We start from the raw sequence: 25,787 nt of genomic DNA on the forward strand, positions 1-25,787 counted from the left end.
CAGCCAAAATGACACGTCCCCTCCTCGAAGGGGCTGACGGAAGGACCCCCACGATGGCCGCACTCAACGACGAGCAGCTCGACGAGATCCGCCGGCACCTCGACGAAGGCATGACCCCAGACGCGATCGCGGACTACCTCGGCCGCGTCGCCGACCTCGATCTCATGGACATCGAAACTGTCCGCACCGCCGCCAACGCCATCGCACGAGGACAGACCCCATGACCGTGACACCGTCGATCGACCAAGACGCGACACCGACCGAGGGCTTCGCCATCCGGTACGCCAACGCACTGACCGGCCTCGCCGCCGGCGACGCCTGGGGATACCAGGTCGAGTTCACCAGCTACGCACAGATGCCGGCCTACCCGGTCGCCCCACCGGCCGGGACCTGGACGGTCTCCGACGACACGCAGATGACGTTGGCCGTGCACCACGCCCTCAACGACGTCACCGACTTCGCCGACATCGAAGCGGTCACCGACGCCATCACCCGGCAGTTCTTCCTGTGGCAGGTCGACCCCGACAACACCCGCGCCCCAGGCCGCACCTGCATGAAGTCGCTGCGCAACTTGCGTGCCGGCGCCCGCTGGTACGACAGGGACGGGGCGGTCGAGTCCGCCGGCTGCGGAGCCGTCATGCGCCTGGTCCCCACCGCATTCGGCCCCGAGCCCTACTGGCTGGGTCTCACGGCCCTGCAGGCCGTGATCACCCACAAGCACCCTCGGGCGGTCGTTCCGGCGCTTCTGCTCGCCGATGCCACCCGCCACGCCCCGGGCCAGCGCGGACAGTTCCTCGAGCATGCCCTCACGACGGCTGCGCAGATCTACAACGGCACCAGCACCTGGACCGAGGACCCCTACCTGCAGGACGTCCTCGCCCCGATCGCGGGGGACGTGTCATCTTTCCTGGTAGATGGCTTGAATGACGACGTGGCCGACGCGCTGATGCGCGCCGCGGACAATCGGGACCGACTGCAGGATGTCGAGCCGGCAAGCTACGGCGACCCGTGCGCCGGCATCGGCGAAGGCTGGGAATCGGCCAGCGCCGCCGCCCTGGCTCTCCTGGTCGCCGACATGGCTACCGCCCCGGGCGGCGACGTTCCCGCGCTGACCGGCCCCCAGGCGCTCGCCTGGGCCTCGACGAGCAACGGCGATTCCGACTCCATCGCCTGTATCGCCGGCGGAATCATCGGCTCCGCGCACCCTGAGCCCGACTACTGGGCAGCGAGCGGACTCAATCCGACTTTCGAACCCCGCTACGCCGAGGAGCTCGCCGCTGCGGCACGTCAGGGGACGTGTCGTCTGCACTGGTAAACACGATATCGACGAGCCGCCACCAGCTCGTTGATCGGGATTCGCCCAGCGCTTTGCCCGTCGGCACGACCTGTGCCGGCGGGCATTTCGCTATCTAGGCGCCACCCCGGCCGCCCTGCCGGTTTGATCTGTTGAACCTCTCGCGCCGCCCGGAGGTACTTCCCCAGGTTTGACATAACATCGTGACGCTGTAAGGTAATTCTTGAATGAATCACGAAGACAACGGGGGAGCCGTGATGTACGACCTGCCGATGACCAACCTGCACGAGGCCTTGGCGCAGATCGACAAGGCCAACGCCCGCCTGGCGCGCAACAACATCGCCGACCGGTTCACCTACGACCTCGACCCCTACACCCGCGAGGAGACCAACGCCCTCGGCATCACCACCGCACAGCAGCGGGTGCGCCTGACCCTGTCCGCCCCGCGGATCGGATTCGACGGCTGGGTGTTCGTCGCCCGCCTGGTCGAGGAGGAAGCCGGCTACGTGACCTTCTGCGCACCAGGGCAGAACCTCGACGGCTGGAGTCGCCCGGACACCCCGCACTGCGACTACTGCGGCAAGTTCCGCCGCCGCGCCAAGCTGTACGTGCTGCGCCACACCGACACCGGCGAGATCAAGCAGGTCGGCGCCAGCTGCATCACCCTCTTCCTCGGGGTGAAAGTCGCCGGACTGTGGACCCTCGAATACGACCTCGACGAGCACCTGCCCGCACTGGGCGGCGAAGAATGGGGCGAACCGGCAACCCGCGGAGATCGGACGCTACACAAGCTCGACACCATCGCCCTCGCACTGGCCTTCTCCAACGGCGGCCGCGGCTACATCTCCCGCGCCCGGGCCCGCGACCGCGAGATCCCCGCGACCGCAGACACCATCGCGGCCGCAGTGTGGGGACTGGCGTACATCCGCGACGGCGAGGTGCGCCGCGAACTCGAAGACGGGGCGGCGGAGGCCCGCCGGATCCGGACCGAGCAGCCCGAGCTGATCGACGCCGTCCTGGCCTCCGCCTCGACCGTCGATGCGGCCAGCGACTACGGGATGAACCTGCGCACCCTGCTCGCCGGAGACTACGTGTCCGCGAAATCGGTGGGAATCGCCGCATCGCTGGTCGCGGTCTACGCCCGACATCAGCAGCACGAGGCTGAACGCGCCACCATCGCCCCCGGATTCGTCGCCCCGAAGGGCACCAAGGTCACCGACCTCGACGCCACCGTGACCGTCTCCCGCATCATCGACGGCCACTACGGCGCCAAGACCCTGCTGGTGCTCCGGACCACCGGGGGAAACCAGCTGGTCAAGTGGTTCGCCACCGGGCTGCGCGACTTCGAGCCCGGCCAGCGGGTGCGGATCCTGCGCGCCACCGTCAAAGACCACGAAACGTTCCGCGGCCAGGACCAGACCGTGGTCACCCGCGCCAAGCTCGAGGACCTCGAACCCGCCGCGTAGCGCACACCCCAGAGCAGACCCCAGACACGGCGCGGCAGACCGGATCACCCCGGCCTCCCGCCGCCGCCACCGCCCCGGAAGGACTCCGCCATGCCTCCAATGATTCGCCCGCACTTCAGTTACAACGACCCCACCCTCACCCCGCCGGAACCGGGCAAGGACCTGGTTCTCGAAGTCGGCCTGATCTTCTCCCGCCCCGGCATCGGCCCCAAGGGTGGTGGCCAGTACGGCGGCATCCCCCTGTCTGTCGGCCCCACCACCACCCTGTTCCGCCGACACGACGGCATCGAAATGCGCCTGCCGAATACCGATTTGCTGCTGTGGCACACGCCGTTCCTCACACAAGCCCACTACCGCGGCGTCACAAGCCTGCACCGACGCCCCGGTTGGGAATGGCTGACATGGACCCTCGCCGACCACATCGCCTACGACACGGCCGTCGCAGCGGTCCCCGCACATGGCGTCGTCCCCGTCACCGACGGGGAGGCCTCACCTCTGGTGATCGTGCCGTGCGGTGGACGCAAACGCGACGAGCCAGCCCCGGCTGGAGCCCTCTATACCGGCTCCTACCACCGACTTTGCCAAGAGGCTGCCCGCCGACTGGCACCCCTCGACAGCATCCAAATACTCTCCGGACTGCACGGCTTACTCGACCTCGACACAGTCGTCGCCCCGTACGAAATGCGCCTCGGCCGCCCCGGCTCCGTCACCGCCGACACCGTCCACGCCCAGGCCGCTAACCGAGGACTCCTCGGCGCCCCGGACGTCGTCGTGCTGGCGGGGCAGGACTACACCCGGATCGTCACCGCCGTGTGGCCGCACGCCCGCACTCCGCTGGCCGGCAGCCGCAGCATGGGCGAACAGCTGCAGCGCCTTGCAGGAATCGCCGCCGGTGGAGGCCTCGACCACATTGGCCTGCATCAGAAGTCGGCATGACCCAGACATGTGGGTACCCCGCGCTACATTTCCACCGGGCAACTCATGCCCAATCTTGGTAGGGAGGAGACAAGAATGCTGATCGTTGCAATGCTCGCCTTGGGGGTGGCGTTTCTGAGCGGGGCGCTGTATCCGCTGCGTGGGGTCGTGCGGAGCTGGAGTGACGGGGATCGATCCAAGAACCAGTCGACGATCGCAGCCATGTCGCTCGTCGCGCTCTACGGCCTGCTGTTCCTCTACTCCGGGGTGACAGGGCTTTTCGGCGCGCGACTATCCGCCACGACCATTTTCGCCTTCTTCGGCATAACGGTGTTGGTCGGAACAGGCTTCGCGGTCGCGAGCTTGTACTCGAAACGCCGCGCATGGTCGCTGGACAACGAGCTGCGGGCCGCGTCCGGCCGCCCCGACCGCCGTCACTGGATGCCGCCGCTGTTGGTCGGACTCGTGTGGCTCATGGGCGGATCCATTGCCCAGTTCGGCGTGCTGCTCCTGGTGGCCAGCCTGAGCGTTGGGGAACGCTCGCCTGAGACCACGACGGACGACCTCGGCGCGACCGTTGCGATTGTGTTCATGGCTGCCGTCATGGTGATCGCTGCTGGTGCTGCGGGCACCCAGAAATGGCGGCTGAACCGAGAAGAGCACCGACTGCAGGTATCTGACCGCGCGATGGCGCAGCGAGGACACGGAGGCGGACGAGGATGAATGAAGACAACAGCATCGCGGCGACCTCCCTGGACTGGGCCACGGTCGTCCTGAAGGAATCCGAACCGCCGCCGGCCCGCCCAGCGGACGACGGGCTGATGAGCGTCTTGCTCGGCATCGTCGTGCTCTCGATCGGCGGAACCATTCTGACGGCGATCCCGCTGCTGTTCGCCGGGGCCACGGTTGCGCTGGCAGCCTTCGCGGACGTCGAGGCGCGCTTCCTCACCGACCACTCCGACGCCCTCTGGACACTCGCCGGCGCAACCACGGCGACAGTCCTCGTGGGGGGCGCTGCAGTGGGCGGCATGACAGCACTCGGTGCAGTGAGGGACAAGCGAAAGCCCAACGAGATCACCGGCAACCAATTGGCCGCTGCACCTCACGGGGTGCGCGAACTCATGAGTGACGCTGTCCTGACCGTCGAAACGATCAAGGATTCCCGCGCGTGGCGAGAAGGCTTGTTCACCGACGTGGACCTGCGGGCGGCTATCTGGGACATCGGCTCCCGGGGTCTCGCGGCCACAGCTGCATGACGCCATCACCGCGGCGGGCGAATCCGGTAACGGCGCGCTTGCGCCTGAGGACGACCAGACCTACGTGCTGTCGTGCGCCCGAATCGCCGATGCAGTTCAGGCGTTGCGGTGCGCGGCCGCCGCAGTATCGCAGCTGTCGGCCGAACTCGCCGCCGCGGATGCCGTTGCGCAGCTCGACGCCGAGCGTGCCGAACGAGCAGAACAGGCAGCAGGGCGAATCGGGCGTCTGGTCGCGGCGCAGGCCACCACCCCGACGACGCCGGCCACGGCGGTCACCGACCTCAGTGAGACGATCACTACCCGGACGCTCGCATACAGGGATCTTCGTCAGAACTGAACTGGGATAACGAAACCCCAGCCCCTCCCAGGGCTGGGGTTTCTTCTGTGGTGGGCGAGGATCACGTCAGCCGATTCGTCTGGACCCCAGACGCGCGGGGACGTGTCATCACTGCAGGTCAAGCGGGGTTACTGGCGCAAACCGCGCTTCCCGGTGGACTACCGCGCAGTGGTGCGGGCGTCGACGAATCGGCGGATGACCTTGTCCCATCCCATCGACTCGAGGAGTTCCGCGGCGGCGACCCGTGAGGTGAGTGGCCGAAGCACGTCGATGTCGAGGTCGCCGCTGGTGCCCAGGACGTCGTCGAGGCGCAGGCAATCGACGTATCCGTGGTCCGTCCAGGGTTCGACGTGGCCGTCCCAGTCTGCGGTGTCGGCGTACGGTCCACCGAGACGCAGCTTTCCGCTGCGGTGGATCATCACGTACCGGGGAACCGCCTGCATCGTCTCATCGGCAGTCGCCAAGGTCACCTCGGGATCGGCTGCGGGATCCGCGCCGGCGATCCGGCGATCGTAGGAAGCCGTCTTGACCGTTGCGACCTTGACCAGCGCCCGCACGTACACCCACCGGGCCCGCTCGACCGAGCCCGCCCACGCCGATTCCTCGTCCGCGCAGGAGAACACGTTCTCGGCCTCGGTTCGTATCAGCAGCCGCGTCCCCACCCGCTCGTGATCGACAACCAGGTCGCCGTCGACGACGAGTTCGTCGTCGTACTCGCGGACACCGGTGATCGCCGCCACCGCGAGCACCTCGTCGTCCGGCGCGGTGACGAACAGTTCACGCTCGGAGCGGCCGCTGCCGGCATCACCGGGAAAGGGGCCGCGACCTCGGGCGAAGGCATCCTGCTGGGTCAACTCGGCCCGAAACCCTGCCTCGGTCACCCCCAACGGATGATCGCGCAGGTCACCGAGCCGAACCCTCAACGTCACAGGTCGATCCTCCCCAATTCATCTCCGACACACCGCCGGAGCACCGTTGGATGATAGCTATTGACCTGCGGCGATGCCTCATCAGTGTGGCCTAACCGAAGTGAAAAAATGTGGCCGAGCTCCGCTTCTAGAACTCGGACACGCCGATGATCATGTCCCCACTCAACCACCTCAGGAGCACCCTTTTCGTGTCAACGACGCGGCCGAACCCTTACTTCCCCAGTAGGGTCGCAGGCATCTGTTCGACCGACCGAGGGGGACCGGTGACGGGTTCTGCGTCCGAAAAGATCATCACGCCTGCCTCACGCGCGTTCTGGGATCGCAGTTTCGCGGGCCGACTCGCCCTGTTCGAGGAGCTTCGTCAGCGGCCGGCGATCGAGTTCCACACGGAAACAGCCGGTCCGGGCTTCTGGTCGGTCGTCGGATACGACGACGTGGTGACGGTGAGCCGGAACCCGGAGGTCTTCTCCTCGGCCAACGGCTTCACCATCGACGACGTCCCGGTCGAGATCCTCGAGTTCGCCATGTCGATGATCGCCATGGACGACCCCCGTCACCGGCGTCTGCGCGGCATCGTGCAATCGGCGTTCACCGCGGCCTCGGTGCGGGGCATCGCCGAGCGGGTCCGCGGCTACGCTGCGCAAATCGCCGCAGACCTACCCCGAGATGCGGTGTTCGACTTCATCCCCGACGTCGCGACCCGGTTACCGGTGCAGGTGATCTGCGAGCTGCTCGGGATCCCGGAGAACGACCGGCCGATGATCGTGGCCGCGGCGGCCGACGTCATCGCCGGAGGGGGCGATCAGGAGTTCGTCACCGCACCCGGCGGCGCGGCCGGCCTGGGCCAGATCTACGGATACGCCCTCGAGCTGGGTGAGAAACGCAAGGTGGACCCGGGCGAGGATCTGACGTCCCGGCTGGTGTCGACGGTGGTCGACGGGGAGACCCTCACCCCGGCCGAGTTCGGTTCGTTCGTCATCCTGTTGATCACCGCGGGTTTCGAGACCACCCGGCAGGCGTTGGCCTGGGCGCTGCATCTGCTCAGCGAGCACCCCGACCAGAGAGAACTGCTGCTCGCCGATTTCGCCGGCCACATCGACAACACGATCGACGAGGTGATCCGCTTCGCCTCCCCGGTGCCCTACATGCGGCGCACTGCGACCGTCGACACCGAGCTCGGCGGCGCCCACATCGCGGCGGGGGACAAGGTTGTCATGTGGTATTTGTCCGCGAACCACGACGAACGCATCTTCGACGGCCCGGGCCGGTTCGACATCACCCGGGCGAACGCAGGCAAGCACCTCGGGTTCGGCGCGAAAGACATCCACCACTGCCTGGGCATGAACCTCGCACGGCTGGAGCTGCGCGTCATGCTCGAAGAACTTTTCACCGCCCACCCCGCACTCCACGCGGTGGGCGAACCGGAACTGCTGCTCTCCGCATTCGTCAGCGGCATCGATTCACTTCCAGTCCGGACACGTGACTGACGGTGCCCGAGGCGTCACCTCGACCGCAGGGCAAAAGGAGCTTGACCTGCGAAGATGGCATGTCCCCTCCGCTCTGACTCCCAACGGGACATCGAAGAGTCACCAGTGTCACTCGCTCACTCCGGTATCCGACTTCGGAGAATCGTCTAGCGGCAGAGTCTCCGAACGCCGAAACGCCCCGTCCTCCCAGCGTGGACGGGGGCGTTCTGGGGTCGGGAGAGATAGCCGGCGGGGCCGGGACATGTCATCTGTGCAGCTCAGGGCAAAATTCTGACTCCAGTGACATCGAATGCGGGCGAACGTCAATCACTCTGAGCGTCGGCGCCGAGGCTTCTGCACATCGGTGCGCGCGCCCTGCCCGGGTCTGTTGTTGGCCCACTCGATGACTTCGCCGCGCTTCCACAGCGGCGTTCGCCCGATCTTCTCGACCGGGGCCGGCGCCTGCCCCCGGGCGACATACGAGCGCCACGTCGAGGCGGAGATCTCGGTGCCGGACTCGGCCTTGATCAGGTCGATGCACTCCTGCGAGGTGAGCCTGTTTGGGTTGGCCATCTCAGATCTCCGGGTAGGTAATGGCCGAGGCCGCGGAGTCGCAGACGTACGGCCGAGTGAACGATGACGACTTACCGGTGCAGGGCGGCCTGCAGCCGGGCGTAGTCCGGTGACGCGGGGATTCCATGCGCTAGACCCTACAGCTCGAGGATGTAACGCCAGCGTTCCTGTCTGAGGCATGGGGTATCTCTTCACGCTTGCGACAATACAGCATAACGCTGTAAGGTGATCCTCGAAGGTGAGCCTCGCCAAGGGGAGACGGTGCGAAATGACGCAGGAAGCAGATTTGAATACGCGTCCGATCGAGTGCGCGAAGGGAGACCTGGTCGCGTGGACCGTGCGCCCAGGCGTCTACACCGTGGTAGCGCGGTCGCGGGCATCGGTGGTCCTGCTGCCAGTGGTGCCCGAGCCGTACGCCACGCCTGACGGTGGATGGATCACCCATCCGTCCAAACTGCGCCCCGTCGACTTCGTCGAGGTCGGACGCGCCGCACACGCGGAGGGGGAGACCCTTTCTCCTGCCCTCAGTGCGGTAGTGCGCCGCGCTCTCGAAGGCCTGACCGTCGGCGACGGGCTCGGTCGCAAGATCATGTCCGACTTCGTCGACGGATGGACGGCCGCGAGCCTCGCCGAGCGCTGAACAGCAATGCCAGCAAATCTAGGGGGAATCATGACCGATCAACTCGTCCAGGGCCGCAACGTGTTGGACCTGCGCCCCGGCGACGTCGTGCGTGAACGCAATGCCGACTGGCCAGAGCCGTTCACCGCGGACGAGTTCTACGACTACACCGTCGCCGAAATCGACCGCGTCAACACCACCACTGTGCACGTCGCCATCGTCACCGACGGATTCCCTGCCGCCGTGCCCTACGGCCCCGACCAGTGGGTGACCGTCGTCGAGGAGGTATCCCGATGACCCCGAACTGCATGTCGGAGGGTGCCGTCACGATGGCCACCGAGGAGGAGACGATGACCGCAGCAGGCAACGGCCCCCGGGAATGGGCGACGCGCATGCTCGCCCCGGGCCATGCGGTCATCCTCGATACCGAGACCAGCGACCTCGACGGATCGATCCTCGAGGTGGCCGTCATCGACGCGGCCACCGGCGCCGTCCTCCTCGACACCCTCGTCGATCCCGGCGACGTGCAGATTCACCCCGCGGCGGCAGCCGTACACGGCATCAGTGCCGCCCAGCTCATCGGCGCTCCAGACTGGCCAACCGTGTTCTCCGCCCTCGCAGCGGTCACCGCGGACCGGGTCGTACTCGCCTACAACGCCGAATTCGATCAGAGTCGCATCCTGCACGACTGCCACCGCCACGGCCTCGACTCCCTGCACCTGGCCGACACCGAGCGGTGGGGATGCGTCATGGTGAAGCGCTCCCAGGCCGAAGGCGTCGAGAAGAACATCCGACTCGACGGTGCGCACCGCGCCTGCGGCGACGCAGAAGCCGCCCGCACAGTCCTCCAGGGCATCGAAGACGGCCCTACCGGCACTCCTGTACCCTCCTGCGGCCGAGACGCCGCTCACCGCCGTGACGCGGTCGCTACGACCCCTTCCGGTGAACCGTTCGCAGACTGCGTCCTGCCCGGCTGACGCGGCCTCGTCGACACCGTCGGTTCCGGGCTCTTACCTGCATAGATGACACGTCCCCTTCGTTGGAAAGCAGATGACATGTCCAAACCTTCCGGCTACGACACTCCGCGCCGCACCGTTCATGTGATCGACCGCAGCGGGTGGGGAACCCGCGGCGCCTACCCTGCGATCCGTGCTCTCACGCTGATCTGGACGTGCCCCACTTGCCGAGGCCCGCGGGGAATCCCGCAGAAACACCGCTTCCACGAGGACGGCGAATGGCTGACCTGTGACCGATGGGACAACCAGTGCGGCCACGTCGACATGTATGTGTCGGTCCTGAACGAATCCCGAAAGAGATAGAGGACTCGACCGGGTTTCTTTGTGGGACTGAATTCAAAGGTTGCGACATCACATTGTCGCGCTGTAATGTGTTTTCTCGTGAGTCCGACACGGAAGGTCACCGTCATGAACGACAACACCGCCGTCATCACCGCAGCTCGCCAGCTCGACCGGGGATCGATCGTGATCCGAGACGGACAGATCACCGCGGTCGCCCTCGACGACGAGGTAAAAGGAGACGAAATTCTGGCGGACCACTTCGACCTGTGCGAACTGGCGGAGTCCGCGAGCGACGCCGCCATTGCGGCAGAGCTGAACGCGGCTTCGCGCGACTGACCCGCAGACCCCCAGTAATCCCACTGACAAGGAGTTCTCATGTCCCACGCTCTCGCCGAAGCCATTACCCCGGACCACCCCCGCGACCGCATCGTCGGCGTGCACGGATACCACCGCGACGAGGCGGGTTCGCGGTTCGCGACCGTCCGCCTCGCCGACGGCTCCAAGGCCGAGATCGACCTCCTCGACATCTTCATCTCGCACCCGATCCGAGAGGTCGCCGCAGCGGCCTGACACACATCCGAAAGCCTCACCTACCCAGTTGAAAGGACCCCGCAATGCACGTCGAAGCGAACACCGAAGCGGGGGGAGGCGGAACGGTGAACGAGTATTTCCCGCCCGACTGGGACAACCGCCCCCGCGTCGAACCCTGGAACGGCCACATCACCCGTCAGATGTGGCTGGCCAGGGACAAAGAGGACCTGGTCGGCATCATCGAACTGCTCGGCCACCAGATCACCACGGCGAAGCAAGACGCACGCGACGCCGGCTATCTGGCCGACTGGCGAATCTTCCGGATGCTCGGCCAGGTACGACTCGGCGCCCGCGTGTACAACAACCTCGCCCGCGCACACCGCCGTGGCCGCAAGACAGTCCGGATCGATCAACTTCTCGAGGACGCCACCGATGCCTGACCGCAATGACACACGCACCCCTCGCCGCGACTACCGCGCCCTGATCGACGGCCGAGAAGTTCAAGTCGTCGGCCACGTGCATACCTCCCGGCACCACCCCGACCGCGGAGCCACGATCACTCCCTTCGAGGATCTGGCCGAACCGGGTACCGGTGCACACCTGTTCGCGCTGGTCTCGGTCCGCGGGGCTACCGACGACACCACCGTCGATCCGAACACCGGCCTCAGGCACAACAAGTATTTCGAGGGCCTATTCGGGAAGCCCAACGGCACCAGTTGGTACCTGACACCAGCTGTCTACGACCCGCAGTCGCGTACGTACGCCCTCGGCTCGCAGGCGCTCGCCGCGGGGCTCAGCATCGGTGTACTGCACGATGACGTTCTCGAGGTGGTCAGTGGCGCTGGGTACGCTGCCCCCGCGGCCGTTCGGGTGCATGAATACCCGGTGCGATAGGGGGACTAGCACGGATCACCATCTCAACCGACAGACTCGAAAAGCGCCCCTGCGCACCCGAAAGCTATGGGCTCAAGCCCTGACCACCCGCAGTCACAGAGGAAACAATGAACGCTCTCTTCTACATCGGCCTGGCGCTGATCATCATCCCGGCCGTACTCACCACACCATCGCTTCGGCGACTGCACAGCGGTGCCTTCATGAACTGGGTGGCCGCATTCGCATTGGCTGGGTGCGCAACGATGCTGCTGAGCGCACCGACCTCAACGGGCGCAACGGTAATTCAGCGAGGAGCCGCCGCAGCCGCCGCTCTGCTCAGCGCCGTGATCCTGGTCGTGACCGTCGCACTCGTGACGAAGAAATCAGCACGGCCCGAGCCGATGGACACCGACCGATGAAACGCGCCGCCTTCTGGGGATGGGCCACGGCCACAACAATCCCGGAAGCCCTGACGAACGCGCTCGACGCCGCGATGGCGACGATGCACCAGGAACTCGGTGCCGACGCGCATCCAGTCAACACCTCGCACACCACAACCATCCTCACCGATCAGGTCCACCAAGACCCAGGACTGCTCAAGAGTCTTCTCGGGAGCTCGACGGCAACCGTGAACCGCGAAGACCACGCCCTGGTCACGGTCCTACTGATCGGCGAAGTCTGGTAGCCGCTGTCATCCGGAGATGAGACTGCAACAGGTGGCCGAACTCGCCGCACCTGTATAGCTCGTCAACCACGAACACCCGTGCAACCACCCAAGGAGCAGTGATGACCCCCAACGATCGCAACGCCCTGGTTCGCACCGGCCGTGCCATCGACGAACCGCGGCGCACCGCGGCCGCCGATGCCCTCGGCTCCCGCATCAACGAACTCACATGCCTCGCTCGAGCGGGCATGAACCCCGGGGACTACCGTCAGCCTCTGGCATCGACACTGCATCGCGCCGAGGACCTGCTGCCACCGACCGCCACGACGCCCATCCCCGAGAGCGACTCCGCGCGACGCAAGAAGCTGATCTTCGCGCCCGGGCTCGCCACGACGCTCTCGCCCACCGCCGAACGGTCCTGCTCGACCCGACCACCGAGACGCCTGCCGGCGACACCGAGATCGAGCGCCTCGACCAGCCCTACGCCTGAACCCGAGTAGGGGAGTACCGGCCGCCTCATGTTATTGACCTGGGGAAATGACATGTCCCCCACTTCGTGTCACGTTGAGAAGGGGCTCCATGAGCATCGAAAGCTGGCTGGCACTAGGGATCTCAAGGTCGTCTGGCGCGGCGCGGATGGTGGTCGGTTCCCTGGGCCGGTTGGGCGTTGTGTTGTCGGGCCCGCCACTGTCTGGGACTGCACCCGAACTGGCGGTGAAACCATCGAGAGAAGTTGCTCCGCGCCGAGAACGACAATAGGTCGGCGATCTCGGTGAACGTCTGCCCCGAATTCCCCACCATGCGTTCGGCAAGGTCGGCACGCGTCGAGTTCAGTATCGACGAGTACGACTCGCCGGTTCGGGCGAGGTGGTTATGTACGGTTCGGCGGTCGGATCCAAGACTGCGGGCAACCTGCTCGGCCGAGCATCTGCCGGTGGGGAGCAGGAGTTCGATCGATTCTCGGACCCCGCCGGCGATGGTCACGTCGTTCGGGGACCCGAATGAATCCAGGAGCTGCTGGGTGTAGGGCTGGAGAAGAGGATCCGACATCCTGTTCGGCGCATCGAGGTCGCTGGCGACGAGCACGATTCCGGAGAAGTCGTGATCGAAGTTGACGACCGGACCGAACAGGTGACGATGCGTACCCATCTGCGTCGTGGGGGCGGGATGGGTGAAGCAGACCGCGAGTGGTCGCCAGCGTGCACCGAGGAACCCGACCAGGAGTCGGTGTGTGATAGCCACTGCCAGTTCGGTGAATTGGCGGACGTCGACGGGTTCGCCGAGGTCGGGTTCGATGCGGATGGTCGCTATGTCGTTCAGTTCGGTAATACGCGTATTCAGTGCTTCGTTGTACATGTGCTGGTAGCGCGACAAGATGCGCAGTGCCTGGCGGATGTCGGATTCTTCTCGAACGACCAGGCTCAGTGGGCCGAGGTTGGAGAACTGCCGACGTTCGGCCAATCGCAACCCGAAGTCTTCGCACCCGGACAGCGCTGCGGAGTCCTCGAGGACCTTGGCGATGGCTGCGGCGGGAATCCATCGGTCCTGTAGTCCGAGGCCAGCCGGATCCAGACCCGCACCCTTCAGCAGCGGTACCGGATCGATCCGGAGGGACCGGCACAGATCGAGATAGCCGTTCAGGGAGGCGTATCGGGCGAGGGGCTTCACGTCGTACTCCAGTCCGGTTCCCATAATGATACGAATTCCTCCCGTAAGGATACGTCGAACGCCGGGGATGCTACCTAGAGTTACTTCCATCACCTCGAGTCCGGCCGAAGCATCGACACCGCCGGTCTTCGCCCGGGTGAGCCTCAGACCTCTACCGACAACACAGGAAAAAGGAATGACTGCTACCACTTTGGCCACTTCGTCCGGTAGGACCAGGACCCCGTTCCGGGTCGAGCCGTTGACCGCCACCATCGGGGCGGAGCTGTTCGACGTGGACCTGGGCGAGGTGTCGCGCGACGACGCCCTGTTCGCCGAGCTGCGCGCGCTGCTGCTGCGCCACAAGGTGCTGTTCTTCCGTGACCAGGACTTCACCCGCGCCGAACACGTCGCGCTGGCCGAGCGGTTCGGTCCGCTCGAGGATCATCCGGCGCTCGGCAGCGACCCCGACCATCCCGGTCTGGTGCGCATCTACAAGGAACTCGGCAGCGCGCCCGATCACTACGAGAACGCCTTCCACTGCGACGCGACGTGGCGGGTGGATCCGCCGATGGGCTCGGTGCTGCGCGCCGTGGAGATCCCGCCGGTCGGCGGCGACACCATCTGGGTGAACATGGCCGAGGCCTACACGCGGCTGCCGGAATCGGTCAAGGAGCGGATCGCCGGACTGCGGACCCGGCACAGCATCGAAGCCAGCTTCGGCGCGGCGAGGCCGATCGAGCAGCGCCACGCGCTGCATCAACGCTTTCCGGATGCGGAACACCCGGTGGTACGCACCCACCCGGAGACCGGGGAGAAGATCCTGTTCGTCAACTCCTTCACGACTCATTTGGTCAACTACCACACCCCGGCGAACGTCCGCTTCGGCCTCGACTACGCCCCCGGCGCCAGCGATCTGCTGCGCTACCTGATCAGCCAGGCCGCCATCCCGGAGTACCAGGTGCGGTGGCGCTGGACCCGCAACAGCGTCGCGATCTGGGACAACCGCTCCACGCAACACTATGCGGTCCAAGACTATTGGCCCGCAGTGCGCAAGATGGAACGCACCGCCATCATCGGCGACCGCCCCTTCTGATCCCTCCCTTTCCCAGCTCTCTTGTCATGACCCGCTCCAGTGCTGCCGTCGCAGCGTTGCCGCAGGTCCGGCCGGGGCACGTCACCTTTGCTCCCCCTTCTTCGCCCGGAGGCCATACCCATGCAACGCACCACGAACGGACAGCCGGTCGGGGTGCCCACCCATCCCCCCACGGCCGGAGGCGGCGTCGCCCCCGTTCTCGCCTTCGCGGCGATGACTGTCGCGGTGATGCAGACCCTGCTCGTCCCTGTCCTCGCGGACCTGCCGTCCCTGCTCGACACCACCCCGGCGGACGCGGCCTGGCTGATGACATCGACTCTCCTGGCCGGCGCCATCGCGACCCCCATCATGGGGCGTCTCGGCGATCTGTACGGCAAGCGGCGGATGCTCCTGATCAGTCTCGCCGTGATGGCCGTCGGCTCGCTGATCGGTGCCTGCACCGACGACTTCGTGATCGTGATCGCGGGCAGGACGCTCCAGGGCATCGGCATGGGAGCCGTCCCGCTGGCGCTCGGTCTCATGCGCGATGTACTCCCGAGCCATAAGGTCCGCCCGGCGATGGCCCTGCTGAGCTCGGCCGTCGGCGTGGGCGCCGGCCTCGGGCTGCCCGCGGCCGCGCTGGTGGCACAGCACGCCGACTGGCACGCTCTCTTTCTCTGTTCGGCCGCGATGGCCGTGCTGGCCATCGCCCTGACCGTCTTCATCGTGCCGGAGTCCCCGCTGCGCGCACCCGGACGCTTCGACATCGTCGGCGCAGTCGGCCTCTCCCTCGGCCTGATCTGCCTGCTGCTCCCGCTCACCAAGGGCAGCACCTGGGGCTGGACCTCGCCCCTGACCCTCGGCCTGCTCGCCGCGGCTGGGGTGATCCTTGGGTGGTGGGGACTGTTCGAACTGCGCGGCCCCGCCCCCCTCGTCGACCTGCGCACCAGCGCCCGACGCGAGGTACTGCTCACCAACCTGGCCGCAATCACGATCGGCTTCGTCTACTTCGTCGTCACGCTGGCACTGCCGCAACTGCTCCAGCTCCCCGCCTCCACGGGGTACGTCCTCGGGCAGTCGATGGTGATGGCGGGCGTCTGCCTGGCGCCGCTGGGCCTGACGATGATGGCCACGACCCCGCTCTACTCCCGCATCGCCGCCCGCTACGGACCCAAGACCACCCTCGTGCTCGGCATGGCGATCATCGCCGTCGGCTATACGGCGGGCCTCGGCCTGCTGAGCGCCGCCTGGCAGAGCGTGATCATCGCGGTGATGCTCGGCCTCAGAGGCGGGCTGGCGTTCTCCTCGACGCCCGCATTGATCACCGGCGCCGTCGACGCGTCCGAGACCGGCGCGGCCAACGGCCTGAAGACCCTCATGCGGTCGATCGGGACCTCCCTCTCGAGTGCCGTCGTCGGCATGGTGCTGGCGAACTCCTCCGCCCGGGCAGGGTCGGTGGATATCCCCACCATGGGGGGTTTGCGGACCGTATTCCTGATCGCCGTCGCGGCGGCCCTGATCGGTCTCGTGCTGGCCGCATTCCTGCCGGCGCAGCGGCACGCGCGCCACACGTCGGCAGGCAGCGGGGACACCGCACCCGCCTCTGCGGCGTCCTTCCCCGAGCAGGTGCAGCAGGTACCCTCCGGAGGCCAACACGGCGCCCAGCCCGGCGCCCCGAAGCAGCGAACCCCAACGCGCGCATAGCCTCCGCTGCGGCTGTTACCGAACCCGACCCAAGAGGCAAAAGGGGCTGAGCACCCTTCTGCGATACATGGTGACACTTCACTGCTGAGGCCGGTGAGGCAAAACGGCCTGAGCGCCGTTCTGCGGTCACAAGCGTCCGTTTTGGCCAACGCCATACCGCGCCAGACCAAGCTGTTCAGCGCGGTCGCCAGCTATTACTCGGCCTTTCGTTACGCGATGCTGTTGCAGGTTACTCGGGAATTTGTGAATTCCCCGTTAGTAAAGGTGTAGTGCAGCATGGCGTGCTCGGTCAGCTGAGTGCCGTCGGAGAACGTCCATTTGACCAGTAGCTGATTGGAGTTGGATTCGGCCGGACCGATGGTGATTCCACCAACGCTGGTGGCGGTGGCGGTGGCTGTGGGCAGTGCCTGATCGATGGGATCCCCTGTCACCGACAGCGTGTACTTGAGGTTGATGCGCTGAACGCCTGCACTCGTGTCGACTGTGCGCACCGAGAAGTTGTAGGTCTCGGTGAGGTTGTACAGCGGCCCGTCCGAGCAGTACGAGGCGGGTCCAACACGGTCCAAGGTCTCGGTGAAGGTGTCTTCGGTGACCACCGCCGGCTCTGCCTGTGCAGGTAGGGCCGCCGCGGCGGTGGGCAGGAGAATCAGGGCCGCCATAGGGAGCGAGCGAGCAAGGATGCGAAGGGAATTGCGGATACCGGGAACGGACTTCATGGTGCCTCCTCGGGGCGCAAGTGAATCCGCACCGATCTTCGCACTCCATGGACTGCTCGGTGGCCGGAATCTCCTTTCAGCAAAGGAGAATTCACGAGTTTAATGGGATCACCAGCGCCTATGACAGGGGCTGATCCGGAGCAGTAGCTGACGATCGCGGCCATTGGCTCAGGCAGCTGTTACCGAATCCGGCCGACGAGGCAAGACGGACTGAGCGCCGCTCTGCCGTCACTAGGGTCCGTTATGGCCATGGCCATACCGGTACACCGGAGAACGGCGCTCCACGGCGAATGTCAGTTTCAGGAGTGGACCGCACGGCTTGGTGGCGATTCCCGCTCCGTGCAGTGGCCTTCCGATCGCAGGCCTGTCAGAAGTGCTCTGCACACTCGCCCAGGTAAGCGATCGCGGCGTGACGCTGCCCCCGCACTCGAATCGCGCGGGTGATGTGCGGCCAGGGACTCGGCCCGTGAAATGTCGTCCCCATACGTCGAACGGTAGCGCGGACGTGATGCGCTGTACCCCTATTGGCTTGGGCCCGGATCGTACGATGCAGCCCATGAGGTTTAGCTGCATCGCTGTTCTTGGCGAAAAGCGGTGATGAACTGCGAAGATGACACGTCCCCATCGCTTCTGGGCGGCGACGACGCGTGCCGCCCTACAGCGGCGGCGGCGGTTCGTCGCCGTGGATGAGCTTCCACCACAGGGTCGCGCGCTGACGAGGGATCGGGTCAACGATGATCACATCAGCCCGATCGGCGCCGAGCATGTAGGGGGCATGACCGCGGCGTTCTCCCAGTGGCAGGCGAGTGTGCGCTCGCGGCGGGGAGGCCGGCGACAGCTGCGAAGAATCGTTCCTTGGCGTGATGTGCTCTGTCCCGTAACTCGGTGGCTGCGGCATCGCAGCGGTCGGGGGTGATGCCGTGCAGCGGAATCAGCGCTTCCCGGAACTCGTGCGCAGCGTAAGCGAGGTTTTCGAGATCGACGGGGTGGGCGCGCGTGCGTAGCGTGAGTCCAAGCGCCATGCCGGGAAGCTTTAACCTGACCGGTCGGGCGACGATTGTGACGCCAGGCCGGCCGCAACCGAGCTTGCTGGCCGGGTGAGAACTCGCACCGTCGACACCGGCTCGACATCAGTGCTGGTCGTGTCGTATCCGCCCCTGGATTGCTCCTTTGACCAGCAGAAATGACACGTCCCCTGCCCCGGACTTCGGTGGCTGGTAGTCTTGTCGCCGCGCTCCCACCCGGGAGATTCCTGAGGTCTGTCGTGGTCGGCTTCAGAAGTGGCAATGAGCTTGTGGCACAAGTGTATCCAAGTGCCGAGGCCCTCCCCGGGTGGATCAACCGTCTCGATTCCGCCCCAGGGCGTCGTCCTCGCGTGTGGGGCAGCGGCGACCAGGTGTCTTTGGCAGGGGATCGGATCGAGACGGATGGAGGAACCGCATGAGCGAGCAGCGTCGACGTGACTTCAAGGTCGCACCCTTCGGAGGGCGTGCAGATCGGACACCGGAGGAAGCGGCGCCCGCAGACCGTGGTCCAGCTCCCGGCCGGCCGGCCGGGTCAGGCCGTCGTGGGAATGGTGATCTCGGCTCTGCCATCGATGGCCGATAGTTGGTAATGCGGGCAGGTGACCACCTGCCGAGGAACGGGAATCGCCTGACGGTCGGTGTCGACGTAGAGGCGGTATGCGAGCTGCCCGCGGCGATGGCTGCCGGTGCCTGGGTCGACGGCGCCGAGGAAGTACCCATGCGCGGTGTCGACGGTCGAGAAGATCGCCCGCGCCCACTCGGCAGCCTCCGCGGGCGGCAGATACCGCGGCACGCCCGTCTGCGCGTCGACGGTGTGCACGATGACCGTGACGGCGAACCCTGCCGCCGCGGGGAACCACTCCTCGGCCGCGACGTCGAACGGTGCGATGGACGTGTGAATCCGCAGCTCGATGTCCGTTCCGGTGCGCGCCCCGGCTGTGATGATGTGGGGATCCGCCGATGCATCCTGTACAGCCAGGTTCGGCAGCGCCTGGTGGCTGTCGGCGCGGATGCTGCCGGGGTCAGCGGACATGGAGCAAGGGTACTGGCCGCCGATACCTGGTCGGCGGAGTGATGACGATTCGTTCGACCGCTACTGATCCGGCAGAATGAAGCGTTGACCTGCAGAGACGGCAGGTCCCCTAACGGAAGGACTGGACCGGTACCGGAGTTGGTGCGGGTTCGTTTGAGCCGTTGCTTGAGTAATCCTCCAATTTCAGCTGGTGGTGGCGCGTGTATGCCGCTGCCGGGCACTGCGCAAGATTTCTGTCATAACTGATGACGCCAGATTGTGGGCCAGGGACGGGCTCGGTCCTCTGAGCTCGCCGGGTGCACAACCGATCTGACACCGACGGTGATGCTGCCGAGCAGCAGGTGACACTCTGCCTAGGGATGCGTTGTCGGCTGTGGGTCTGAATTACTCGGCCTGGTCCTCAGGTGCTCGTGTCGGCCTCGCCGCCGGTGCCGACACAGTGGTCGGCGAGAGATGCCTGTTTCTCGGCCGGCGTGGGGGGCCGGCCCAGGGATAGGTGGTCGCGCGTTTCGATCCAGACGTGCCGCTCCCAGTACGCTAGTGACCGTGCCCGTGGAACACTCATGCGGATCTCCCGTCAGGGTGCGCGTGGCAGTGCCCCTCATCGGGAGATCCGCTCTCTCAAAAACACAAACGCCGCGGCAGGTTGGATGGCTTCTCGTTGGTGCACCCTCGGTAACACCAGCGAGCATCTAGTTCCTTTGTAGCCCTCGGCGTCCCCGGCGTCGTCGTCCCCAGCGATCGAAGCGGCACCGAGGGGTTTAGCTGTTCCCAGGAACCGCAAGGTTGGTATTTCACTGCCCAGCACACCACCCCGACAGCGACACCGCGAATGCGGGCCGCCACTGGGGGTTACTGGTGGGCTCGCGTAATCAACTGTCGCGAGTTCGTAGTGTCCACCTCGACGGTGACCGCAGTCGAGGCTCTGCGACGTAGCGGTTCCAGGTGGCTGTGACCTGTGGCCGCCCCGACCGAACCCGCACGCGACCCTGGTCCTCGGTCAGCGCCGGTCCCGGCGGTCGTCCCGGCCTTTCGACACATGTCGCCGACGAGCCCGCGTCCGTTCCGGGTGGCCTCACCGCACATCAAGGAGTGTTCCCATGAATGACGACAGGCGTTCAGATCCCCCGCCGGCCAGAACCAGCCGAGGCCGACACGGCGCCCGGGCGGTGCCAGGGATTCGCACTCATCGTGGCGGGCCGGTGGTCGGGGCGCGCAGGGGTTGGGTAGGCGCTGTTGATCTGGAGTTCACGCACCGTTTAGATAGACGGGTTTCGATATAAGGGTCCCGCGATCGTGGGCACACCAGGTGTCCGACACCGACGTCGCGACCTTCAGGAGGCCCCGCCGTGACCACCCTCCACCTCACCCGCACCGCCGTCGCCGTGGCCGCCGCACTGGCCCTGACGGCGTGCGGCAGCAACGACAACACCGGGGGCCGCACCGTCTCCGGGCCCGTGGTGATCGACGGCTCGAGCACCGTCGAACCGCTGTCCTCCGCCGCCGCAGAGTTGTTCATGAGTGAGCACCCCGACACCACCGTCACAGTCGGAACCTCCGGCACGGGCGGTGGTTTCGAAAAGTTCTGCGCCGGGGAGACCGACATCTCCGATGCGTCCCGGCCGATCGAGGCCGACGAGATCGCCGTCTGTGAGCAGCACGGCATCGCCTACAGCCAGCTCACCGTCGCCAACGACGCGTTGAGCGTGGTCGTCAATCCCGCCAACGACTGGGCAGACTGCCTGACGGTGGCGCAGCTGAACAAGATCTGGGCGCCGGGCTCGACGGTCACCACCTGGAATCAGCTCGATCCGTCGTTCCCGACCGAGCCGCTGCAGTTGTTCGGTCCGGGGACGGACTCGGGCACCTTCGACTACTTCACCCAGGCCGTCAATGGTTCGGAAGGGGCCAGTCGCACCGACTACAGCGCGACCGAGGACGACAACGTCACCGTCGCGGGTGTATCCGCCGGCAGGGGTGCTCTCGGCTACTTCGGCTACTCCTATGTGGAGGCCAATCCCGACAAGGTCAAGGCGGTCGGGATCGACAGCGGCACCGGGTGCGTGGCACCGTCGGCCGAAAGCGCGCGGGAGGGACGCTACACGCCGCTCGCCCGTGAGCTGTTCGTCTACGTCTCGGACGCAGCTCTCGCGAAGCCGCAGGTCGCGACCTTCGCCGACTTCTACCTCCGGTCCAACACGAAGATTGTGGACGCGGCGGGCTTCATCCCCCTCACCGACGCACAGCTCCAGGTGGCGTTGTCCGAGCTCGACGCGCTGAACCAGAAGGTAAGCAATTGATGACGAGCCCCGCCCGGTCGGGCCCGGTCGATTCGCCCGCCGCCGCCTGCGTCGGCGGTAGATTCGGCCGATCGTCCGGGTGATCGGGTTTTCAGGAGCAGCAGTTCGGGTCGAGCACGAAACACAGCGCCGCCAGCGCATCCCGGCGGGCGCGGTGATAAACGTTCATCCCGCGGCGCTCGGATTCGATCAACCCTGCGGTGCGGAGCTGACCGAGGTGGTGGCTGACGGTCGACTCGGACAGGGCGATGGTGGCCGCGAGGTCGCCGGTGGTCTGGGCGCCCGATTCTGCGGTGAGCAGCAGTGACATCAGCTTGACCCGGGCCGGGTCGGCGATCGCCTTGAGACGCAGCGCCACCTCCAGTGCCGCAGCGTCGTCCACCGGGCCCGCGGCGACCGGTGGGCAGCACACCGGGGCGGACATGTCGACCAGGGGCAGGGTCTTGGGCATACCCCATTCTCCCCACGGTCTTGACTTAAGTCAAAAAGGTGGGAGGCTGGGGGTATCGGCTATTTCGATATATGTCGCACTGGTGGAGGTGGCGTCATGTCCCGTATCCAGTTGGCCCTCAACGTCGATGATCTCGGCGCCGCGGTCACGTTCTATTCGAAGCTGTTCGGCGCGCAGCCGGCGAAGCTCGAGCCCGGTTACGCGAACTTCGCGATCGCCGAGCCGCCGCTGAAGCTGGTGCTGATCGAGAACCCCGGCAAGGGCGGAAGTATCAATCACCTCGGTGTCGAGGTGGAGTCCAGCGCGATCGTGCATGAGGAGATCGCCCGGCTCGCCGGGGAGGGCCTGTTCACCGAGGAGCAGCTGGGCACCACGTGTTGTTTCGCCACCCAGGACAAGGTCTGGGTCACCGGCCCGGCCGGTGAGCAGTGGGAGGTCTACACCGTGCTCGCCGATTCCGACACGTTCGGTACCAGCCCCGAGCTGCTCGCCGCCGATCCCGCGGGCGGATGCTCCTGCGAGAGCGGCTCTCCCGCCGCGCAAGGCGACGAGCACCAGCAGCACGCCGCCACGACCCGCTGCTGCTGACCTGACGCGGTCAGGACGGGCCGTCGGTGCCGTCGATGGGGCGGCCGCTCTCCTCGGAGCCGGCGCTGCCGTGCGGGAGGACGGCGTTGTCGGCGGTGGCCGTGGCATCGGGATACAGCACCACGACCAGGGCGAGCCCGACCAGGCCGCCGACCAGTTGCGCAGCTACGAACGGTGGCATCGAGGCGGGGGCGATGCCGGCGAAGGTATCGGAGAAGACCCGGCCGATGGTCACCGCCGGGTTGGCGAACGAGGTGGAGCTGGTGAACCAGTACGCCGCCCCGATGTAGGCGCCCACCGCGGCGGCCGACAGCGCCGCCCGGCCGGTGCGCGCGAGGGCGAAGATCAGCAGGATCAGCCCGCCGGTGGCGACGACCTCACCGAGCAGGTGCCCGGAGGTGATCCGCGCCTTGGTGGAGAGCTGGAAGGCGGCAAGGTCGAACATCACGTTCGCCAGCACCGCTCCCGCGACGGCGCCGGTGATCTGGGCGAGCGCATACAGGCCCACCGCGGATCCGGCCATGCCGGTGCCGGCGTGCCGGCCGAGCAGCCAGTCGGCGGCGGAGACCACCGGGTTGAAGTGGGCGCCGGAGACCGGGCCGAGCATCAGGATCAGCACCCCGAGACCGAACACGGTCGCGGTCGAGTTCTCCAGCAACTGCAGCCCGATATCGTCCGGGGACAGCTGCTGTGCGGCGATCCCGGACCCGATCACCACCATCACCAGCAGTGCGGTGCCCAGGAATTCGGCGAGCAGCCGCCGTACCAGCGGCGGGGTTCGCGGCCTGCCGGTCACCCGGACCCCGCCGTCACCCCGGCCTCGGCGCCTGCCCCGAGTACGGCCGAGAGTTGGTGCAGCGCCGCCGGGACCACCCAGTAGTACACCCAGGTGCCGCGGCGCTGGCAGTCCAGCAGTCCGGCCTCGCGCAGCACCTTGAGGTGGTGGGAGATGGTGGGTTGGGTCAGGTCGAAGGATCCGGCGATGTCACAGACGCAGGCCTGTCCGCCCTCGTGGCCGGCCACCAGGCTCAGCATCCGCAGCCGCACCGGATCGCCGAGGGCCTTGAATTTGCGGGCCAGATCCCGCGCCGAGTCCACGTCGAGGGGTTCGCGGACCAGGGGCGAGGAGCATGCGTCGTCCCCCGCCGCGGGGTGTGTCCGGTGTGCCACCTCTCTACATTGGCGGGCGTCTATTCACCGTGGCAAGTGAAGAGTTGATGAACCACCCTCCGCCCGTGCGGCAGGCACGCGGGTGCTCAGTTCACCGGCATCGTCTGCGCAGCTCCGACCATTGCGGTGAGCACCTCGACCCCGACCGGGTCGGTGGCCAGTTTCGGCACCACCGCGAACCGGGGGTGCGCGGCGGTGACGGCGCCGATCTCCGGAAGTTCGGTTGCGGCCCGCTGCCGCAGCAGCGGCGACGTCGGTGCCGCGGCGGCGAGGGAGTTGTTGACCACCCACGCCCACGGCTGAATCCCGGCGCGCTGCAGGTCCGTTTGCAGGCCTTCGGCCTCGAGGCGGGGGGTGGTTTCGGCGAGGGTGACCAGCAGAACCTTCGTCTCCTCCGGGTTCTGCAACCGCATCAACGGGGTGGTGAAATTCGCGTTGTCACCCATCTGGCGGGCGATCTCCCGGTGATACGACCCGGTGGCATCGAGGAGGAGCAGGGTGTGCCCGGTGGGGGCGGTGTCGACGACGACGAACCGGCGCCGTGATTCGTGGATGATCCGGGAGAACGCCTGGAAGACGGCGACCTCCGCGGTGCACGGGGAAGCCAGGTCCTCGGCCAGGGTGGCGCGGCCCTGCTCGTCGAGGGCGGCGCCCTTGGTCGCCAGCACCCGCTGCCGGTACTGATCGGTGGCCTCGGCCGGGTCGATCCGCGACACGGTCAGGCCCGCGAGGTTTCCGTCGAGGGTGTCGGTCAGGTGGGCGGCCGGGTCGGTGGTGGTCAGGTGCACCTGGTGGCCACGCTGGGCGAGGGCGACGGCGATCGCGGCGGCGAGGGTGGTTTTCCCGACCCCGCCCTTGCCCATGCACATGATCAACCCGTGCCCGCTCTCGGCGAGTTCGTCGACCAGCGCGGACAGCGGCGCCTGCGGGACGGTCACCTCGGGAGCCGGAACCGTCGGTGCGGCTGCGCTGTTCGGGGTGAGCAGGGTGTCGAGGGCGGCGATGCCGACCATGTTGGTGGCCTTGAGTTCGACCAGGTCGAGCGGCAGCCCAGCGAGCTGCGTGGGCAGGTCGGCGAGCGCGGCCTGCTCCCGTCGGTAGAGGGCACCGGCCAGCTCGTCCCCGCCGGTGGGGGCGGGCAGGACACCGTTGATCACCACGTGCTGGCGGGTGAGCCCGATGTCGGCGAGTTCGGTGTGGGTGCGGGCGATCTCGGCGAGCGGGGACCGCTGCGCCCGGGCGACCAGCACCAGGCGGGTCCGCTGCGGATCGGCGAGGGCGGTGACCGCGTCGGCGTAGATGCTGCGCTGCTTCTCGAGCCCGGACAACGGGCCCAGGCAGGACGCGTCGCCCTTGCCGTCATTGAGGAACTCGGTCCACGACCCGGGCAATTGCAGCAGCCGGATGGTGTGCCCGGTGGGGGCTGTGTCGAAGAGCACGTGATCGAATCCGGCCACCGAATCGTGGTCGGTGAGCAGGGCGGTGAACTCGTTGAACGAGGCGATCTCGGTGGTGCACGACCCCGACAGCTGCTCGGTGATCGACGCCAGTTCCTTCTCCGGCAACAGCCCGCGCACCGGTCCGATGATCCGTTCCCGGTACGCGTCGGCGGCCTGCTCGGGGTCGATCTCCAAGGCCGACAGGCCTGGGACGGCCGCGACCGGGGTGACGGTGTTGCCGATGGTCAGCCCGAACACCTGCCCGACGTTGGAGGCCGGGTCGGTGCTCACCAGCAGCACCCGTTTCCCCGCCCGCGCCAGGGAGATGGCGGTGGCGCAGGCGATGGAGGTTTTCCCGACCCCGCCCTTACCGGTGAAGAACAGGAAGCGGGGCGGGGCGTCGAGGAACTTCATGTGCGGT

General features: G+C 66.8%; 32 protein-coding genes and 1 pseudogene. 23 read left to right on the forward strand and 10 right to left on the reverse strand.

The features are described 5' to 3' along the window. The first annotated feature begins 53 nt into the window (after positions 1-53). The 7 genes from QM806_RS25795 to QM806_RS25825 all read left to right on the forward strand — a co-directional run bounded on the left by QM806_RS25795 (position 54) and on the right by QM806_RS25825 (position 5,268). Positions 54-224 carry a helix-turn-helix domain-containing protein gene (locus QM806_RS25795; RefSeq protein WP_164709583.1) on the forward strand — a complete coding sequence of 57 codons (171 nt, stop codon included), beginning with the start codon at positions 54-56 and terminating at the stop codon, positions 222-224. Then, positions 221-1,315 (forward strand): ADP-ribosylglycohydrolase family protein, encoded by a 1,095-nt coding sequence (locus QM806_RS25800; RefSeq protein WP_283293233.1) that lies wholly within the window; start codon positions 221-223, stop codon positions 1,313-1,315. Before QM806_RS25795 ends, QM806_RS25800 begins: the two co-directional genes overlap by 4 nt. A gap of 206 nt (positions 1,316-1,521) precedes the next feature. Continuing rightward, on the forward strand, positions 1,522-2,760 hold the full coding sequence (locus QM806_RS25805; protein ID WP_283293234.1) for a hypothetical protein: 1,239 nt from the start codon (positions 1,522-1,524) through the stop codon (positions 2,758-2,760). Positions 2,761-2,850: 90 nt separating this feature from the next. Further along, the gene (locus tag QM806_RS25810; RefSeq protein WP_283293235.1) at positions 2,851-3,696 is read left to right on the forward strand and encodes a DUF6884 domain-containing protein; all 846 of its coding nucleotides are present in this window, start codon (positions 2,851-2,853) and stop codon (positions 3,694-3,696) included. A 75-nt stretch (positions 3,697-3,771) separates the two neighbouring features. Further along, entirely contained in the window at positions 3,772-4,398 is a 627-nt protein-coding gene (locus QM806_RS25815) for a hypothetical protein (RefSeq protein ID WP_283293236.1), read from the forward strand. After that, complete coding sequence (locus QM806_RS25820) at positions 4,395-4,931, forward strand: hypothetical protein (RefSeq protein WP_283293237.1); 537 nt, start codon at positions 4,395-4,397, stop codon at positions 4,929-4,931. The genes QM806_RS25815 and QM806_RS25820 overlap by 4 nt, the downstream gene beginning before the upstream one ends. 64 nt (positions 4,932-4,995) lie before the next feature. Beyond that, the gene (locus tag QM806_RS25825; protein WP_283293238.1) at positions 4,996-5,268 is read left to right on the forward strand and encodes a hypothetical protein; all 273 of its coding nucleotides are present in this window, start codon (positions 4,996-4,998) and stop codon (positions 5,266-5,268) included. A gap of 158 nt (positions 5,269-5,426) precedes the next feature. Here QM806_RS25825 and QM806_RS25830 read toward each other — a convergent pair whose 3' ends face one another. Then, positions 5,427-6,197 carry a hypothetical protein gene (locus QM806_RS25830; protein ID WP_283293239.1) on the reverse strand — a complete coding sequence of 257 codons (771 nt, stop codon included), beginning with the start codon at positions 6,195-6,197 and terminating at the stop codon, positions 5,427-5,429. Positions 6,198-6,460: 263 nt separating this feature from the next. Between QM806_RS25830 and QM806_RS25835 the strand changes: the two genes are divergently transcribed. Beyond that, positions 6,461-7,684, forward strand: coding sequence for a cytochrome P450 (locus QM806_RS25835; protein ID WP_283293240.1), 1,224 nt, complete (start codon positions 6,461-6,463; stop codon positions 7,682-7,684). Positions 7,685-7,990: 306 nt separating this feature from the next. Here QM806_RS25835 and QM806_RS25840 read toward each other — a convergent pair whose 3' ends face one another. Further along, the gene (locus QM806_RS25840) at positions 7,991-8,236 is read right to left on the reverse strand and encodes a helix-turn-helix transcriptional regulator (protein ID WP_005257276.1); all 246 of its coding nucleotides are present in this window, start codon (positions 8,234-8,236) and stop codon (positions 7,991-7,993) included. Positions 8,237-8,522: 286 nt separating this feature from the next. Here QM806_RS25840 and QM806_RS25845 point away from each other — a divergent pair, with 286 nt between their 5' ends. The 11 genes from QM806_RS25845 (at position 8,523) to QM806_RS25895 (ending at position 12,721) form a co-directional block, all read left to right on the forward strand. Further along, on the forward strand, positions 8,523-8,876 hold the full coding sequence (locus QM806_RS25845; protein WP_283293241.1) for a hypothetical protein: 354 nt from the start codon (positions 8,523-8,525) through the stop codon (positions 8,874-8,876). A 30-nt stretch (positions 8,877-8,906) separates the two neighbouring features. Further along, positions 8,907-9,152: a hypothetical protein gene (locus tag QM806_RS25850; RefSeq protein WP_283293242.1), complete on the forward strand. Its 246-nt coding sequence runs from the start codon at positions 8,907-8,909 to the stop codon at positions 9,150-9,152. Next, positions 9,149-9,832 carry a 3'-5' exonuclease gene (locus QM806_RS25855; protein WP_283293243.1) on the forward strand — a complete coding sequence of 228 codons (684 nt, stop codon included), beginning with the start codon at positions 9,149-9,151 and terminating at the stop codon, positions 9,830-9,832. Before QM806_RS25850 ends, QM806_RS25855 begins: the two co-directional genes overlap by 4 nt. 78 nt (positions 9,833-9,910) lie before the next feature. After that, positions 9,911-10,174: a hypothetical protein gene (locus QM806_RS25860; RefSeq protein WP_283293244.1), complete on the forward strand. Its 264-nt coding sequence runs from the start codon at positions 9,911-9,913 to the stop codon at positions 10,172-10,174. 105 nt (positions 10,175-10,279) lie between these two features. Continuing rightward, positions 10,280-10,489 carry a hypothetical protein gene (locus QM806_RS25865; protein WP_283293245.1) on the forward strand — a complete coding sequence of 70 codons (210 nt, stop codon included), beginning with the start codon at positions 10,280-10,282 and terminating at the stop codon, positions 10,487-10,489. A 39-nt stretch (positions 10,490-10,528) separates the two neighbouring features. After that, a complete protein-coding gene (locus QM806_RS25870) occupies positions 10,529-10,723 on the forward strand; it encodes a hypothetical protein (RefSeq protein WP_054248534.1) in 195 nt (64 codons plus the stop codon). 44 nt (positions 10,724-10,767) lie between these two features. Then, a complete protein-coding gene (locus QM806_RS25875) occupies positions 10,768-11,124 on the forward strand; it encodes a hypothetical protein (RefSeq protein WP_283293246.1) in 357 nt (118 codons plus the stop codon). Continuing rightward, the gene (locus QM806_RS25880; protein WP_283293247.1) at positions 11,117-11,578 is read left to right on the forward strand and encodes a hypothetical protein; all 462 of its coding nucleotides are present in this window, start codon (positions 11,117-11,119) and stop codon (positions 11,576-11,578) included. Before QM806_RS25875 ends, QM806_RS25880 begins: the two co-directional genes overlap by 8 nt. 107 nt (positions 11,579-11,685) lie before the next feature. Beyond that, positions 11,686-11,976 (forward strand): hypothetical protein, encoded by a 291-nt coding sequence (locus QM806_RS25885; protein WP_283293248.1) that lies wholly within the window; start codon positions 11,686-11,688, stop codon positions 11,974-11,976. Beyond that, positions 11,973-12,242 (forward strand): hypothetical protein, encoded by a 270-nt coding sequence (locus QM806_RS25890; protein WP_283293249.1) that lies wholly within the window; start codon positions 11,973-11,975, stop codon positions 12,240-12,242. The genes QM806_RS25885 and QM806_RS25890 overlap by 4 nt, the downstream gene beginning before the upstream one ends. Positions 12,243-12,343: 101 nt before the next feature. Then, positions 12,344-12,721 carry a hypothetical protein gene (locus tag QM806_RS25895; protein WP_283293250.1) on the forward strand — a complete coding sequence of 126 codons (378 nt, stop codon included), beginning with the start codon at positions 12,344-12,346 and terminating at the stop codon, positions 12,719-12,721. A 112-nt stretch (positions 12,722-12,833) separates the two neighbouring features. On the opposite strand, the gene QM806_RS25900 is transcribed toward QM806_RS25895, so the two are convergent. Continuing rightward, the gene (locus tag QM806_RS25900; RefSeq protein WP_283293346.1) at positions 12,834-13,889 is read right to left on the reverse strand and encodes an AraC family transcriptional regulator; all 1,056 of its coding nucleotides are present in this window, start codon (positions 13,887-13,889) and stop codon (positions 12,834-12,836) included. A gap of 175 nt (positions 13,890-14,064) precedes the next feature. Between QM806_RS25900 and QM806_RS25905 the strand changes: the two genes are divergently transcribed. Together QM806_RS25905 and QM806_RS25910 are read left to right on the forward strand one after the other, a co-directional pair. Further along, positions 14,065-14,961, forward strand: coding sequence for a TauD/TfdA dioxygenase family protein (locus tag QM806_RS25905; RefSeq protein WP_283293251.1), 897 nt, complete (start codon positions 14,065-14,067; stop codon positions 14,959-14,961). Between the two features lie 120 nt (positions 14,962-15,081). Next, positions 15,082-16,644 carry an MFS transporter gene (locus QM806_RS25910; protein ID WP_283293252.1) on the forward strand — a complete coding sequence of 521 codons (1,563 nt, stop codon included), beginning with the start codon at positions 15,082-15,084 and terminating at the stop codon, positions 16,642-16,644. Between the two features lie 209 nt (positions 16,645-16,853). On the opposite strand, the gene QM806_RS25915 is transcribed toward QM806_RS25910, so the two are convergent. The 3 genes and pseudogenes from QM806_RS25915 to QM806_RS25925 all read right to left on the reverse strand — a co-directional run bounded on the left by QM806_RS25915 (position 16,854) and on the right by QM806_RS25925 (position 19,418). Then, positions 16,854-17,360, reverse strand: coding sequence for a hypothetical protein (locus tag QM806_RS25915; RefSeq protein WP_283293253.1), 507 nt, complete (start codon positions 17,358-17,360; stop codon positions 16,854-16,856). A gap of 379 nt (positions 17,361-17,739) precedes the next feature. Continuing rightward, positions 17,740-17,913: pseudogene (locus QM806_RS41780) on the reverse strand (phosphatidylserine/phosphatidylglycerophosphate/cardiolipin synthase family protein); the annotation flags it as partial. Between the two features lie 1,004 nt (positions 17,914-18,917). Next, positions 18,918-19,418: an N-formylglutamate amidohydrolase gene (locus tag QM806_RS25925; protein WP_283293254.1), complete on the reverse strand. Its 501-nt coding sequence runs from the start codon at positions 19,416-19,418 to the stop codon at positions 18,918-18,920. Between the two features lie 1,349 nt (positions 19,419-20,767). Here QM806_RS25925 and QM806_RS25930 point away from each other — a divergent pair. Next, a complete protein-coding gene (locus QM806_RS25930) occupies positions 20,768-21,718 on the forward strand; it encodes a PstS family phosphate ABC transporter substrate-binding protein (protein WP_283293255.1) in 951 nt (316 codons plus the stop codon). Between the two features lie 91 nt (positions 21,719-21,809). On the opposite strand, the gene QM806_RS25935 is transcribed toward QM806_RS25930, so the two are convergent. Beyond that, positions 21,810-22,169, reverse strand: coding sequence for an Rv2640c family ArsR-like transcriptional regulator (locus tag QM806_RS25935; RefSeq protein ID WP_169693614.1), 360 nt, complete (start codon positions 22,167-22,169; stop codon positions 21,810-21,812). Between the two features lie 96 nt (positions 22,170-22,265). Between QM806_RS25935 and QM806_RS25940 the strand changes: the two genes are divergently transcribed. Then, positions 22,266-22,757 (forward strand): ArsI/CadI family heavy metal resistance metalloenzyme, encoded by a 492-nt coding sequence (locus QM806_RS25940; RefSeq protein ID WP_283293256.1) that lies wholly within the window; start codon positions 22,266-22,268, stop codon positions 22,755-22,757. A 10-nt stretch (positions 22,758-22,767) separates the two neighbouring features. On the opposite strand, the gene QM806_RS25945 is transcribed toward QM806_RS25940, so the two are convergent. The 3 genes from QM806_RS25945 to arsA form a co-directional block, all read right to left on the reverse strand. Continuing rightward, the gene (locus tag QM806_RS25945; RefSeq protein WP_283293257.1) at positions 22,768-23,553 is read right to left on the reverse strand and encodes an aquaporin; all 786 of its coding nucleotides are present in this window, start codon (positions 23,551-23,553) and stop codon (positions 22,768-22,770) included. Beyond that, the gene (locus QM806_RS25950) at positions 23,550-23,927 is read right to left on the reverse strand and encodes an ArsR/SmtB family transcription factor (protein ID WP_283293258.1); all 378 of its coding nucleotides are present in this window, start codon (positions 23,925-23,927) and stop codon (positions 23,550-23,552) included. The genes QM806_RS25945 and QM806_RS25950 overlap by 4 nt, the downstream gene beginning before the upstream one ends. An 86-nt stretch (positions 23,928-24,013) precedes the next feature. Beyond that, the gene (arsA, locus tag QM806_RS25955; protein ID WP_283293259.1) at positions 24,014-25,780 is read right to left on the reverse strand and encodes an arsenical pump-driving ATPase; all 1,767 of its coding nucleotides are present in this window, start codon (positions 25,778-25,780) and stop codon (positions 24,014-24,016) included. Between the last annotated feature and the right edge of the window lie 7 nt (positions 25,781-25,787).

The sequence above is a fragment of the Rhodococcus sp. IEGM 1351 genome, from assembly GCF_030056875.1.
GTDB classification, from domain to species: Bacteria; Actinomycetota; Actinomycetes; order Mycobacteriales; family Mycobacteriaceae; genus Rhodococcus_F; species Rhodococcus_F opacus.

What these genes read in the sequence shown, in the direction of transcription:
- QM806_RS25860 (WP_283293244.1), top strand. Translation starts at nt 9,911, where the DNA reads ATGTCCAAACCTTCCGGCTACGACACTCCGCGCCGCACCGTTCATGTG.
- QM806_RS25905 (WP_283293251.1), top strand. Translation starts at nt 14,065, where the DNA reads ATGACTGCTACCACTTTGGCCACTTCGTCCGGTAGGACCAGGACCCCG.
- QM806_RS25895 (WP_283293250.1), top strand. Translation starts at nt 12,344, where the DNA reads ATGACCCCCAACGATCGCAACGCCCTGGTTCGCACCGGCCGTGCCATC.
- QM806_RS25890 (WP_283293249.1), top strand. Translation starts at nt 11,973, where the DNA reads ATGAAACGCGCCGCCTTCTGGGGATGGGCCACGGCCACAACAATCCCG.
- QM806_RS25855 (WP_283293243.1), top strand. Translation starts at nt 9,149, where the DNA reads ATGACCCCGAACTGCATGTCGGAGGGTGCCGTCACGATGGCCACCGAG.
- QM806_RS25885 (WP_283293248.1), top strand. Translation starts at nt 11,686, where the DNA reads ATGAACGCTCTCTTCTACATCGGCCTGGCGCTGATCATCATCCCGGCC.
- QM806_RS25925 (WP_283293254.1), bottom strand. Translation starts at nt 19,418, where the DNA reads ATGTCCGCTGACCCCGGCAGCATCCGCGCCGACAGCCACCAGGCGCTG.
- QM806_RS25880 (WP_283293247.1), top strand. Translation starts at nt 11,117, where the DNA reads ATGCCTGACCGCAATGACACACGCACCCCTCGCCGCGACTACCGCGCC.
- QM806_RS25875 (WP_283293246.1), top strand. Translation starts at nt 10,768, where the DNA reads ATGCACGTCGAAGCGAACACCGAAGCGGGGGGAGGCGGAACGGTGAAC.
- QM806_RS25795 (WP_164709583.1), top strand. Translation starts at nt 54, where the DNA reads ATGGCCGCACTCAACGACGAGCAGCTCGACGAGATCCGCCGGCACCTC.
- QM806_RS25810 (WP_283293235.1), top strand. Translation starts at nt 2,851, where the DNA reads ATGCCTCCAATGATTCGCCCGCACTTCAGTTACAACGACCCCACCCTC.
- QM806_RS25805 (WP_283293234.1), top strand. Translation starts at nt 1,522, where the DNA reads ATGAATCACGAAGACAACGGGGGAGCCGTGATGTACGACCTGCCGATG.
- QM806_RS25840 (WP_005257276.1), bottom strand. Translation starts at nt 8,236, where the DNA reads ATGGCCAACCCAAACAGGCTCACCTCGCAGGAGTGCATCGACCTGATC.
- QM806_RS25940 (WP_283293256.1), top strand. Translation starts at nt 22,266, where the DNA reads ATGTCCCGTATCCAGTTGGCCCTCAACGTCGATGATCTCGGCGCCGCG.
- QM806_RS25915 (WP_283293253.1), bottom strand. Translation starts at nt 17,360, where the DNA reads ATGAAGTCCGTTCCCGGTATCCGCAATTCCCTTCGCATCCTTGCTCGC.
- QM806_RS25865 (WP_283293245.1), top strand. Translation starts at nt 10,280, where the DNA reads ATGAACGACAACACCGCCGTCATCACCGCAGCTCGCCAGCTCGACCGG.
- arsA (WP_283293259.1), bottom strand. Translation starts at nt 25,780, where the DNA reads ATGAAGTTCCTCGACGCCCCGCCCCGCTTCCTGTTCTTCACCGGTAAG.
- QM806_RS25870 (WP_054248534.1), top strand. Translation starts at nt 10,529, where the DNA reads ATGTCCCACGCTCTCGCCGAAGCCATTACCCCGGACCACCCCCGCGAC.
- QM806_RS25850 (WP_283293242.1), top strand. Translation starts at nt 8,907, where the DNA reads ATGACCGATCAACTCGTCCAGGGCCGCAACGTGTTGGACCTGCGCCCC.
- QM806_RS25820 (WP_283293237.1), top strand. Translation starts at nt 4,395, where the DNA reads ATGAATGAAGACAACAGCATCGCGGCGACCTCCCTGGACTGGGCCACG.
- QM806_RS25935 (WP_169693614.1), bottom strand. Translation starts at nt 22,169, where the DNA reads ATGCCCAAGACCCTGCCCCTGGTCGACATGTCCGCCCCGGTGTGCTGC.
- QM806_RS25815 (WP_283293236.1), top strand. Translation starts at nt 3,772, where the DNA reads ATGCTGATCGTTGCAATGCTCGCCTTGGGGGTGGCGTTTCTGAGCGGG.
- QM806_RS25800 (WP_283293233.1), top strand. Translation starts at nt 221, where the DNA reads ATGACCGTGACACCGTCGATCGACCAAGACGCGACACCGACCGAGGGC.
- QM806_RS25910 (WP_283293252.1), top strand. Translation starts at nt 15,082, where the DNA reads ATGCAACGCACCACGAACGGACAGCCGGTCGGGGTGCCCACCCATCCC.